12 protein-coding genes are annotated in these 11,977 nt (G+C 64.7%); 8 read left to right on the top strand and 4 right to left on the bottom strand.

From position 1 onward, the window contains the following. Positions 1 to 5 precede the first annotated feature (5 nt). The 5 genes from UB48_RS03355 to UB48_RS03375 all read left to right on the top strand — a co-directional run bounded on the left by UB48_RS03355 (position 6) and on the right by UB48_RS03375 (position 5,691). The gene (locus tag UB48_RS03355) at positions 6 to 1,217 is read left to right on the top strand and encodes a multidrug effflux MFS transporter (RefSeq protein WP_045194076.1); all 1,212 of its coding nucleotides are present in this window, start codon (positions 6 to 8) and stop codon (positions 1,215 to 1,217) included. Between the two features lie 34 nt (positions 1,218 to 1,251). Beyond that, positions 1,252 to 1,731: a GNAT family N-acetyltransferase gene (locus tag UB48_RS03360; RefSeq protein WP_045195638.1), complete on the top strand. Its 480-nt coding sequence runs from the start codon at positions 1,252 to 1,254 to the stop codon at positions 1,729 to 1,731. A 77-nt stretch (positions 1,732 to 1,808) separates the two neighbouring features. Next, a complete protein-coding gene (locus tag UB48_RS03365) occupies positions 1,809 to 2,630 on the top strand; it encodes a WG repeat-containing protein (protein WP_045194077.1) in 822 nt (273 codons plus the stop codon). 44 nt (positions 2,631 to 2,674) lie between these two features. Continuing rightward, complete coding sequence (locus UB48_RS03370; protein WP_045194078.1) at positions 2,675 to 4,408, top strand: hypothetical protein; 1,734 nt, start codon at positions 2,675 to 2,677, stop codon at positions 4,406 to 4,408. Beyond that, entirely contained in the window at positions 4,405 to 5,691 is a 1,287-nt protein-coding gene (locus UB48_RS03375) for a hypothetical protein (RefSeq protein ID WP_045194079.1), read from the top strand. Before UB48_RS03370 ends, UB48_RS03375 begins: the two co-directional genes overlap by 4 nt. Before the next feature lie 89 nt (positions 5,692 to 5,780). Here the strand turns inward: UB48_RS03375 and UB48_RS03380 are convergent, their stop codons facing one another. Next, on the bottom strand, positions 5,781 to 6,401 hold the full coding sequence (locus tag UB48_RS03380; RefSeq protein WP_045194080.1) for a TetR/AcrR family transcriptional regulator: 621 nt from the start codon (positions 6,399 to 6,401) through the stop codon (positions 5,781 to 5,783). 159 nt (positions 6,402 to 6,560) lie between these two features. Between UB48_RS03380 and dkgB the strand changes: the two genes are divergently transcribed. Continuing rightward, positions 6,561 to 7,364: a 2,5-didehydrogluconate reductase DkgB gene (gene dkgB, locus UB48_RS03385; RefSeq protein WP_045194081.1), complete on the top strand. Its 804-nt coding sequence runs from the start codon at positions 6,561 to 6,563 to the stop codon at positions 7,362 to 7,364. Here dkgB and UB48_RS03390 read toward each other — a convergent pair. Beyond that, entirely contained in the window at positions 7,361 to 7,603 is a 243-nt protein-coding gene (locus tag UB48_RS03390) for a DUF2790 domain-containing protein (RefSeq protein ID WP_045194082.1), read from the bottom strand. The two genes, dkgB and UB48_RS03390, sit on opposite strands and share 4 nt — an antisense overlap. A 160-nt stretch (positions 7,604 to 7,763) precedes the next feature. Between UB48_RS03390 and UB48_RS03395 the strand changes: the two genes are divergently transcribed. Together UB48_RS03395 and UB48_RS03400 are read left to right on the top strand one after the other, a co-directional pair. After that, positions 7,764 to 9,194, top strand: coding sequence for a PLP-dependent aminotransferase family protein (locus UB48_RS03395; RefSeq protein ID WP_045194083.1), 1,431 nt, complete (start codon positions 7,764 to 7,766; stop codon positions 9,192 to 9,194). 102 nt (positions 9,195 to 9,296) lie between these two features. Beyond that, positions 9,297 to 9,734 (top strand): carboxymuconolactone decarboxylase family protein, encoded by a 438-nt coding sequence (locus UB48_RS03400; RefSeq protein ID WP_045194084.1) that lies wholly within the window; start codon positions 9,297 to 9,299, stop codon positions 9,732 to 9,734. On the opposite strand, the gene UB48_RS03405 is transcribed toward UB48_RS03400, so the two are convergent. Next, entirely contained in the window at positions 9,735 to 11,165 is a 1,431-nt protein-coding gene (locus tag UB48_RS03405; protein WP_045194085.1) for a short-chain fatty acid transporter, read from the bottom strand. 133 nt (positions 11,166 to 11,298) lie between these two features. Then, positions 11,299 to 11,955 carry a CoA transferase subunit B gene (locus UB48_RS03410; RefSeq protein ID WP_045194086.1) on the bottom strand — a complete coding sequence of 219 codons (657 nt, stop codon included), beginning with the start codon at positions 11,953 to 11,955 and terminating at the stop codon, positions 11,299 to 11,301. Between the last annotated feature and the right edge of the window lie 22 nt (positions 11,956 to 11,977).

Below are 11,977 nucleotides of genomic sequence, written 5' to 3' on the forward strand. Positions count from 1 at the left end.
GTTCAATGCCCACCCCCTCCTCGCCCGGCCCGCGAACCTGGCTTCTATTGCTGCTGATGATTGTCTGCCTGCCGCGGGTGGCCCTGGACATTTACCTGCCCGCCCTGCCCGACATCGCCATCGCCCTGCACGCCAGCGACGCTCAGTTGCACCTGACCCTGACCCAGTACATGCTCGGCTACGCCCTGAGCATGCTGATCAGCGGCCCGCTGTGCGACCGTTTTGGCCGCCGCCCGCTGTTGCTGCTCGGCGGCACGATCTACCTGCTGGCAAGCCTTGCCTGCAGCCTGGCCAGCAGTGTCGAGGTGCTGATTGCCGCGCGCCTGTTCCAGGCCCTGGGCGGTTGCTGCGGGGCGGTGATTGGCCGGGTGATGGTGCGTGATCACTTCGACCGCCAGCAACAGGGCCAGTTGCTCGGCTACCTGTCGATGGGTATGGCGCTGTCGCCGATGATCGCGCCCGTGCTGGGCAGCCTGATCGAAACCGGCCTGGGCTGGCGCTGGATCTTCCTGCTGCTGACCTTGAGCGCTGCCCTGAGCCTGCTGCTGATCGCCCTGCGCCTGCCGGAAACCCGCCCGCCGCAAGTGGCCGGGCTGCGTCAGCAACCGGTGCTGAAGGTCTACCTGCGCCTGCTCGGTGACGGCTACTTCATGCGCTATTCACTGGCGATTGCCTGCGTTTACTGCACCTACTTCCCGTTCATCGCCGAGTCCTCGACCCTGCTGCAACGCCGCCTGGGCCTGAGTTCGGCGCAGTACGCCGCGGTGTTCGCCGTCACCGTCGGTGGCTACCTGGTAGGCTCGCAGCTGTTTCGCCGGCGCAGTGGCCGTTACAGCGCCGATGCCTTGCTCGGCCAGGCCCTGGTGCTCAACCTGGCTGGCGCGCTGCTGCTGATGCTCGCCACCCGGCTGTGGCCCGACGCGCTGCTGGCGATCATCCTGCCGATGCTGCTGATCATGCTCTCGGTGGGCCTGGCCATTCCGGCCTGCCAGTGGGCGGTGCTGCAGCCTTATGCGGCCATCGCCGGCAGCGCCTCGGGGTTGTTCTTTTTCATCCAGATGGCCTTCACTGCACTGTGCAGCCTGGTCATCGGCCAGCTCTCCGATGGCAGCGCCGGGCCCCTGGCCGGCATGACTGCGCTGGCCAGCCTGGCCTTTGCCCTGTTGCTCAAATGGCTGCGCAGCGAAGCGATGACGCTCAAGGCCGGTTCCGGCTAACATGGGCGATTACCTCACCCGCCGGAAGCCTGCCATGAGCCTGACCATCCGCCCCGCGCGGCGCGAAGACGCCGCCCAGATCCTCGCCTTCATCACCGAGCTTGCCGACTACGAGCGCGCCGTCCACGAAGTAATCGCCTCCCGGGCCGACATCGAACGCACCTTGTTCGACGACGGCGCCAAGGCCCTGAGCCTGATTTGCGAGCGCGACGGCCAGGCCATTGGCTATGCGGTGTACTTCTACAGCTACTCGACCTGGCTGGGGCGCAACGGCATTTACCTCGAAGACCTGTACATCACCCCCGAGCAACGCGGTGGCGGTGCCGGCAAGCAGTTACTGCGTCATATCGCCGTCGAAGCCCTGGCCAACGGCTGCGGGCGCCTGGAGTGGAGCGTGCTCGACTGGAACGAGCCGGCCATCCAGTTCTATAAATCCCTGGGCGCCCTGCCCCAGGATGAATGGGTGCGCTACCGCCTCGAAGGCGCCGGCCTTGAGGCTTTCGCCCGCGGTTGAATGGCTGGGCAAGTGCGGCGCGATCGGCTAAGGTGCGCGCCTTGCCCTTACCTCGCCTTGCCAAGGAATGCACTGAATTGAAGGCCCTCTTTCGCTCCCTCCCGTTACTGTGCCTGGGCGCTGCCCTGGCGGCCTGCAGCGCCACCCCCGCCGACCCGGTGAGTTTCAAGGAAAATGACCTGTATGGCCTTAAAGACCCCAGCGGCAAGGTCATCGTTGCGCCGTCCATCGAGCTGCAACCGGTTTACCACGAAGGCATGGCAGCCGTTCGCATCAACAACAAATGGGGCTACATGGACCGCAAGGGGCAGTTGCTCATCCCGACCCTCTACAAGCGCCCCGGGCCGTTCAGCGATGGCCTGGCAGGCGTCTGCCTGACGTATTCCGAGTGTGGCTACATCGATACCCGGGGCCGCACCGTGGTGCCGTTCGAGTATGACTGGGTAGAGGGTTTCGACGACGCCAAGGATGGCCTGGCGGTAGTCGCCAAAGGCAACCTGTTCGGCATGATCAACCGCAAGGGCGAGCAGGTGATCCCCGTGCGCTTCAGCTCGCGGCCCATTACCGAGAAGGGCTATGTGCTGCTGAACGACAGCGCCAGCAAAAAAAGCGGCCTGATGAACACATCCGGCAAAGTGGTGCTGCCTTTCGAATACGACGGCTTCGCCTACAATACCTGGGGCGGACGGCTGATCAACGACAATCTGCTGAGCGCGGCAAAAGAAGGTAAATGGGGCTTTATCGACCTTAATGGCAAGGTGGTCCTGCCCTATATCTATGACAGACCCGGTTTTTTTCGCGACGGCCAGGCCATCGTACAACGCGATGGCAAGCACTACCGGATCGACCGCAAGGGCAACGAAACGCCCTTGGAATACGAGCCATTGAAGCTACCCTGAGAGTATTTCCAATGATGTAAGCCTGGTGCACAGGAGTGCTGCCCATGGTCGTCAAAGCCAATAGCCAGACCTTCACCATCCTCGCCCAGGACCCGGCGGTGCGTGATGCCCGCGGCCAATTGCTGTTCGCCCGGGTCAGCGTGCCGCTGGAAACCCTCGGCCTGGGCCCCACCGGCTACCGCCTGAAGGTGGTCGACTTCGACGCCTCGCGCAACCAGCTGTACCACGCCCACGCCTACCAGCAGGACGCCACCAGCGGCGCGATGATCGACCCCTTCGATCAGCCCGGCGAGGCGCTGCTGGGCAATCCGGCGTTCCACTGCCAGCACGTCTACGCGGTGGTCATGCGCACCCTGGCGCGCTTCGAGATGGCCCTGGGGCGCCGGGTCGGCTGGGGCTTCGAGGGCCACCAGTTGCATGTGGTGCCGCATGCTTTCGTCGAGGCCAATGCCTTCTACTCGCGGGCCGACCGCGCCTTGATGTTCGGTTATTTCAAGGGCCTCGACGGCCGGCACGTGTTCACCTGCCTGTCCCACGACATCGTCGCCCACGAGGCCACCCACGCGATTCTCGACGGCCTGCGCGGCGGCTTCATGAATGCCTCGGGGCCCGATCAGGCAGCCTTCCACGAAGGCTTTGCCGACGTGGTGGCGCTGCTGTCGGTGTTTTCCCTGCGCGAAATCATCGAGTACGCCCTGACCAATGGCGGGCGTATCGAGCTCACCGTACAGGGCGATCGCCGGCTGCTCAACGGCGACCAGCTGAGCCCGCAGAACCTTGCCGAGTCGCTGCTGTTCGGTATCGGCGAAGAGTTCGGCCAGCAACTCGAAGGCCTGCGCGCCAATGCCCTGCGCCGCTCGGTGATGCTGCCGCCGTCGGCGGATTACCTGAGCGACGAGCAGTTCGCCGAAGCCCACAACCGTGGCGAAGTTTTCGCCGCCGCCATGCTTCGGAGCATGCTCGCGCTGTGGGTGGCGCGCCTGGGCGAGCTGGGCAATTTTGGCGACAACCTGTACAACCTGCGCGAAGTGGTTGAAGAAGGCGCCAAGGCCGCCGACCAGTTGCTGACCATCGCCATCCGCGCCCTGGACTACTGCCCGCCGCTGGACCTGGAGTTCGGCGACTACCTGGCCGCCCTGCTCACCGTCGATGCCCAGGTGGCCCCGGACGATTCGCGCTACGACTACCGGTTGATCATCCGCACCACCTTCGAAGCCTTCGGCATCAATCCGCCACCAGCGCGCACCGACAGCGACGGCTGCTGGCACGGCTTTGCCGACAACGGCCAGGTGCAATACCGCAACAGCCACTTCGACTCGATGCTGCGCGACGACGAAGAGGTGTTCCGTTTTCTCTGGGAGAACCGTGCGGTGCTGGGCATCGACGAGCGCGCCTACACCGAGGTGGTGTCGGTGCGCCCGAGCATCCGCCTGGGCACCGACGGCCTGCTGCTGCGCGAGAGCGTGTGCGAATACATCATGAAGGCCAACATCTTTGGCGCCGAGCTCAAGAGCGTGTGCAACATCAGCCCGCGCCCGGCCTGGATCAAGACCACCGACGCGCTCACCGTCTACGGCGCCGGCACGCTGATTTTCGACCAGTACGGGCGCATCAAGTATCACGTCCAGCGCCCGCTCAACGACGGCCAGTGGCAATTGCGGCGCTTGAGCTACCTGGCAGGTCTCGATACCAGCGAGCTGGACCTGCGCAACCCGTTGGCGCAACTGCACCGCCAGCGCGCCTGGCAGGTCGGCCCATTGCGCGAGGAGCAAGCATGAACCCGACCAGCCTGACCCTCTATGCCTACCAGGTCGGTTTTGGCGACTGTTTTTTGCTGCGTTTCAACTACCCCGGTGACGTACGCCGCCATGTGCTGATCGACTTCGGCTCCATGGGCATGCCCAAGGGCGTTGCCCAGGGCCAGCGCCTGTTAGCGATCGCCGAAGACATCAAGGCCAAGTGTGCGGGCAAGCTCGATGCGGTGGTCGCCACCCACCGGCACGCCGACCATATCAGCGGCTTTGCCAGCAATCGCGCCGGCACCGCCAGTGGCGATGTTATTCGCAGCCTGGCACCGGAGCTGGTGCTGCAACCCTGGACCGAACAGCTGGATCTGGCCGAAGACGCCATTGCCCCCGAGCAACCGGGCCTGCGCGGCGCGCGCAGCATGGCCAAGACCCTCAAGAGCATGAATGCCCTGGCCTGCGCCGTGGTCAAGCTGCTCGACCAGGGCAAGCATGGGTTGTCCGCAGAGCTGGCCAGGCGCCTGGGGTTTATCGGCGAAGACAACATCTCCAACGCCAGCGCGGTGAACAACCTGGCGAGTATGGGCAAACGCAACGCCTATGCCTTTTTTGGCAGCGACGATGCCCTGGCCGAGCTGTTGCCCGGTGTGCGTACCCATGTTCTCGGCCCGCCCACGGTCGAGCAGAGCACCTCGATCCGCAAGCAGCGCAGCCGTGACCCGGCCGAGTTCTGGCACCTGCAGCGGCAACTGGTCGATGCCCAGGTCACTGCGCCGGACGACGACCCCGGGCCCTTTGCCGACTACCCGGCGACCCGTGGCAGCAAGCTGCCGATGAGCACCCGCTGGATCGCCCGGCGGGTGCGCGAAGCCCGTGGCGAGCAGTTGCTGCAGATCGTCACCGCGCTGGATAAGGCAATGAACAACACCAGCCTGATCCTGCTGTTTGAAGTGGCGGGCAAGAAGCTGCTGTTCCCGGGCGATGCGCAGATCGAGAACTGGAGTTACGCACTGAGCCAGCCGGACATTCGCGCGTTGCTGGCAGACGTCGACCTGTACAAGGTCGGCCACCACGGCAGCCTCAATGCCACGCCAAAAAGCCTCTGGGGCGGCTTCAACAAACGCGGCAAGGCTGGCATGCCACAACGCTTGACCAGCGTTCTGTCGACCATGCCCGGCAAGCACGGCAACCCCGAGGCCGGCACCGAAGTGCCACGGCGGCCGTTGCTGGAGGCGCTGGGCAAGGAGAGCGAGTTGCACAGCACCGATGGCTTGGAGCCGGGAAGCTTGTACGAGGAGATCGAGTTCAGCTTTTGACGATCAGGGCCCTATCGCTGGCAAGCCAGCTCCCACAAGATCAGCATCCACAGTACCTGTGGGAGCTGGCTTGCCAGCGATGCTTTTGATCAGGGCTCAAGCCCGATCCCCCTGAGGATCACACTGGTCACCGTCTGTACCGCCCGTTCGAACTGCAGCTCCGACAGCGGTTGGTGATCGTTGAGCAGCCCGACCTGGTGGCTGAAGTCGGCGTAGTGCTGGGTCGAGGCCCAGATCATGTACAGCAGGCCCGAGGGCTCCACCGCCAGGATCCGCCCGTCTTCGATCCACTGGCGGATCTTCGCTTCTTTCATTTTCGCCCAGTCGTACAGCGGGTCGTCCAGCGCCGCGCCGAGGTTCGGCGCACCATGGATGATCTCGTTGGCCCAGACTTTGGAGCCATGGGGCCGGGTACGCGAATGGTTCATCTTGGCGCGGATGTAGCTGCTCAGCACGATGCGCGGATCGTCATACAGTTCAAAACACAGGGCATCCTGCTTCCACACATCGAGCAGGCCGAACAGCACCGCCTGGTACAGCTCGGCCTTGGTGCTGAAGTAATAGTGCACGTTGCTGCGTGGAAGCTGCGCGGCCTCGGCGATGTCGGCCATGGCGGTGCCGGCGAAGCCTTTTTCGGCAAAGACCTTTTCCGCTGCCAGAAGGATGTTGTCAACGTTGCGTTGACGAATGCTGAGCTTGTGCTGGGCCATGGCCAAATCCGTTGCGACTGACCCTGCAAGGCTACCACTGCCGGAGCATTCGTGCGCTGCAAGCAAAAAGCTTGTGCGGCAACGGGCATTTTTCTGCGCGGGCACAGTCGCAATACTGCACGTCTTGTTTATCAACGCCCGCACCGGAGGAACCCGCTCATGACTATTCCCGCCCTTGGCCTTGGCACCTTCCGCCTCAAGGATCAGGTCGTGATCGATTCGGTGGCCACCGCCCTCGAACTCGGTTACCGCGCCATCGACACCGCGCAGATCTACGGCAACGAAGCCGAGGTCGGCCAGGCCGTGGCCGCCAGCGGCATCGACCGTGACGAGCTGTTCATCACCAGCAAGATCTGGACCGAGAACCTGGCCGCCGACAAGCTGATCCCCAGCCTCAAGGACAGCCTGCACAAGCTGCGCAGCGACTACCTCGACCTGACCCTGATCCACTGGCCATCGCCCCAGGGCGCAGTGCCGGTCAGCGAGTTCATGGGCGCCCTGGCCGAAGCGCAAAAGCAGGGCCTGACCCGGCAGATCGGCGTGTCCAACTTCACCATCGACCTGCTGCGCCAAGCCATTGAGGTGGTCGGCAAGAACGCCATCGCCACCAACCAGATCGAGCTGCACCCGTACCTGCAGAACCGCAGGCTGGTGGACTTCATGCACCGCCAGGGGATTGCCGTGACCTCGTACATGACCCTGGGCTACGGCAAGGTCCTGCACGACCCGGTGATCGAGCAGATCGCCGCGCAGCACGGCGCCACCCCGGCGCAGGTGACCCTGGCCTGGGCCCTGCAGCTGGGTTATGCGGTGATCCCGTCCTCGACCCGGCGCGAGAACCTGGCCGGCAACCTCAAGGCCCGCGAACTCAAGCTCAGCGCTGACGACATGGGCAGGATCGCCGCCCTCGACAGCGGCCTGCGCCTGACCAGCCCCGAGAGCCTGGCGCCAGCCTGGGACTAACCGCGGTCGGTGCAGACCCGGGCCAGTTTCAGGTACTGCAGGCTGTGTTGCCGGCCCGCGGAGTCGACATAGACCATGCTGGCCAGCACCACCTCGCAGGTGTCGCTGGCCGGTTCGCTCAGTTGCAGCACCCGGGCGACATCCACGGGCATACCATAGTGATAGACCGGCACCGGTGTGGCGGCCTGGGCCGTCGCCGCCAGCAACAGGCTCAAACCCGGCAGATAACGCAGGCTCATGGTGATTCTCCTGTGCACGCAAGCGGTTCGCCGCAGTGCCGGCGAACCTCGACCTGTTGAGTGTGGCGCGCTGCGGGCATAGGCGTTGCACCAGGGGATCAACGGCAGCGAATCAGGTAACCTGAACGCCAGACAAACGCCTGCGGATACGCCCCTCACCATGGAACTCCACATCAGCCTGCAGGGCCGCAAGGGCCTGGCCGAGCAGCTTTACCAGCAGTTGCGCGACGGCATCGACAGCGGCCGCCTGGCGGCCGGCACGCAACTGCCCCCCAGCCGCTTGCTGGCCGAGCAGTTGGGGGTGTCACGCAAGACCGTGGCCGAAGCCTATTCGCGCCTGACCTACGACAACCTGCTCAGCGGCCAGGTCGGCAAAGGCAGCTTTATCACCCCTGCCGCCACCCGCAACCCACCACCCAGTACCAGCATCCCCCTGGCCAGCGCCGCCACCCTGGCCAAATGGCAGGCCCGGGCCAACCCGCTGGCTGACCTCAAACTGCCGATGTTGCGCTACGACTTTATCGGCGGCGCCTCGAGCAAGGTGCAATTCCCCTTCGATGACTGGCGCCGCTGCAGCCAATACGCCCTGCGCCAGATCCGCCACAGCAGCGCCCGCTACAGCGCCCACCAGGGCCTGCCGGAGTTGCGCGAGGCGATCGCCCGGCATATCGCCTTCGCCCGCGGCGTGCGTTGCAGCAGCCAGGACGTGGTGGTCTGCAACGGCGCCCAGCAAGCCCTGGACCTGATCACCCGGGTGCTGGTCGAACCCGGTTGCCAGGTGGCCATGGAAGACCCCGGCTACACCCCGGCGCGCCAGTTGTTCCTGGCCCAGGGCGCCGAGCTGCAATGCGTGCCGGTCGACGCCGAGGGCATGTGCGTCGAGCAGATCGCCGAGGGTACGCGGCTGATCTACGTCACCCCGTCGCACCAGTTCCCGCTGGGCATGCCGATGAGCCCGGCGCGCCGCCAGGCCTTGCTCGAACGTGCCGCAGCGCTGGGCGCGATCATCATCGAGGACGACTACGACAGCGAGTTCCGCTATGAAGGGCGGCCCACCGACTCGTTGCAAAGCCTCGACCGCCACGGCCTGGTGGCCTATGTCGGGACCTTCTCCAAAACACTGTTGCCGGAGCTGCGCCTGGGTTACTGCATCGTCCCCGAAGCGCTGCGCGAGGCGATCTGCATCGCCAAGCAACTGACCGACTGGCACACCCCGACCCTCAACCAGTGGGCGCTGGCGCAGTTCATCAGCGAAGGCTCGCTGCAAAAGCACATCCGCCGCGTGCATGAAGTCTATGCCGCGCGCCGCGAATGCATCCTGGCCCGCCTGCAGGGTGATCTTGCGCCCTGGTTCGAAGTGGTGCCGGCCACTGCCGGTTATCACCTGAGCGCCCTGGCCCGGGGCGAGCTGGACGTGGAGTTTCTGATCAGCATGGCGCGCAAGGTCGAGGTCGGCCTGTATTCACTGGCGCCCTTCCATGCCCGCGTGCCGGTGCGCCAGGGCCTGCTGCTGGGCTTTGGCGCCATCGAACGGCTGGACATCGACCCGGCCCTGGACCGCCTGCGCGACGTGCTCCAGGCCCTTGACTGATTGGCCTCCTGACAAAGGGCAAAATTGGCTATTCGAGTACGCCGTACCTGGCGCTAAGGTAGCGCCATCGCCGCCTGTGGCGGACCTTAGCGGAGAGCAGCAATGAGCAATCGTATCGAATGGGCCAAACACTCGCCTGAAGCCTACAAAGCCATGGTCGGCCTGGAAATGGCCCTGGGTAAATCGGGGCTTGAGAATTCGCTGCTGGAACTGGTGCGCCTGCGTGCTTCGCAAATCAATGGCTGCGCCTACTGCGTCAACCTGCACGCCAACGATGCACGCAAAAGCGGCGAAAGCGAAGCGCGCCTGCAGACCCTGAGCGTCTGGGACGAAACCGAATTCTTCAGCCCGCGCGAGCGGGCGGCGCTGGCCTGGGTCGAAAGCCTGACCCGCCTGCCCGACCAGCGCGCCCCGGAGCACCAGTACCGCGCGCTGCTCGAGCACTTCAGCGAAGCCGAAGTGGTCAACCTGACCCTGGCCATCGCCACCATCAACGCCTGGAACCGCTTCGGCGTCGGCTTTGCGATGATTCCTGGCTGATCAACCCGCAGGCGTCGGCATCACCGGCGGCGTGTACTGCAAGGTGGTGCCGAGGATCCACAGCAGGAACAGCACCAGCGGCACGTGCACCAGCAACTGCACGAACGAGAAGCCGATCAGGTCGCGCGCCTTCAGGCCCAGCACGCCCAGCAGCGGCAGCATGTAGAACGGGTTGATCAGGTTCGGCAGCGCCTCGGCGGCGTTGTAGATCTGCACCGCCCAGCCCAGGTGGTACTGCAGGTCGTTGGCCACCAGCATCACGTACGGCGCTTCGATGATCCACTTGCCGCCGCCCGAAGGGATGAAGAAGCCCAGCACCGCCGAGTACACGCCCATCAGCAAGGCATAGGTGTCGTGGGTGGCGATCTGTACGAAGAAGGTCGAGATGTGGTGCGCCAGGCTCTGCGCATCGGCGCCCTGGACCTGGGTCAGGATCGCCGCGATCGAGCCGTACAGCGGGAACTGGATCAGCACCCCGGTGGTGGTCGGTACCGCACGGGCCACGGCATCGAGGAAGCTGCGCGGGCGCCAGTGCAGCAAGGCACCGGCCATGATGAACAGCAGGTTGTAGGTGTTCAGCCCGGAAATCGCGGTGATCGCAGGTTTGGTCGAAAACTCGTTGTACAGCCAGCCAGCGGCCAGGGCCACCAGCAGCAGGATCAGGATCGGGCTGTACTCCAGCCACTCGCCCGGGCGGGTGCGCTGCGGTGTTGGCGGTGCCGAGAAGCTTGGGTCGACGCCGCAGGCTTCGGCGCTGCGGGCGCTGTTGGGGCCCGGCGCAGTGGCATAGGCCACGACCAGCGAAACCACCACCAGCGCGGCGAGCATCACCCCCGACTGCCAGAGGAAGATGGTCTCGGTGAACGGGATCACCCCGGTGATCGCCAGGATCGACGGCGGCAGGCTGGCCGGGTTGGCCTGCAGTTGCGCGGCCGAAGACGACAGGCCCAGGGCCCACACCGCACCCAGGCCCAGGTAGGCGGCGGCACCGGCGGCGCGGTAGTCCATTTTAAGGTCGCTGCGCCGGGCCAGGGCGCGCACCAGCAAACCGCCGAACACCAGCGACAGGCCCCAGTTGAGCAACGAGGCGACCATCGAGATCAACGCCACCCAGCACACCGCCGAACGACCGTTGTTGGGGAGGCGCGCCAGGCGGTCGATCAGCTTGACCGCAGGTGGCGAGCTGGCCACCACGTAACCGCCGATGACCACGAAAGCCATCTGCATGGTGAACGGGATCAGGCTCCAGAAACCGTCACCGAAGGCCTTGGCGGTATCGGTGGGTTTGCCGCCCATGGCGAGGGCAGCGACCGACACCAGCACCACGGCCAGGGCGGCGAACACCCAGGAGTCGGGGAACCAGCGTTCGGCCCAGTTCGAGCAACGCAGGGCAAAACGGGCGGAGCGGCTGTCTTGGATATCAGCGGCCACGGGATTTTCCTTTTATTGGTTTTATTGGAACGGCACAAGGCCCCATCGCGGGTCAAGCCCGCTCCCACAAGGTCCACTCTGTGGGAGCTGGCTTGCCAGCGATGAGGCCAGCAAGAACTACGAAAAACTCAGATCAGAAGGTCATTTCTTTAACATCATCCGCCACGATCAGCTTGCCCGCGGTCTTCTCGATGATCTCTTCAACCGTCACCCCCGGCGCAGTCTCGCGCAGGATGAAGGCGCCGTTCTCGATCTCAAGGTATGCCAGGTCGGTGAGCACCTTGCGGATGCAGCCGGCGCCGGTCAGCGGCAGGCTGCAACGCGGCAGCAGCTTGGACTCGCCGTCCTTCGAGGCGTGGGTCATGGTGACGATGATGTTGTCGGCACCGGCCACCAGGTCCATCGCCCCGCCCATGCCTTTGACCAGCTTGCCGGGGATCATCCACGAGGCGATGTTGCCTTGCACGTCCACTTCAAAGGCGCCGAGCACGGTGAGGTCGACGTGACCGCCGCGGATCATGGCGAAGGATTCGGCCGAGTTGAAGATCGAGGCGCCGGTGCGGGCGGTGACGGTCTGCTTGCCGGCGTTGATCATGTCGGCGTCCAGCTGCGCTTCGGTGGGGAATTCACCCATGCCCAGCAGGCCGTTTTCCGATTGCAGCATTACGTCCATATCGGCCGGGACGTAGTTGGCCACCAGGGTCGGGATGCCAATGCCGAGGTTGACGTAGTAGCCATCCTTGAGTTCACGGGCTACACGTTGGGCCATTTGTTCGCGGGTAAGTGCCATGGTCAGGATCTCTTTATTGTTC

The sequence above is a fragment of the Pseudomonas sp. 2(2015) genome (assembly GCF_000955865.1).
Classification (GTDB): domain Bacteria; phylum Pseudomonadota; class Gammaproteobacteria; order Pseudomonadales; family Pseudomonadaceae; genus Aquipseudomonas.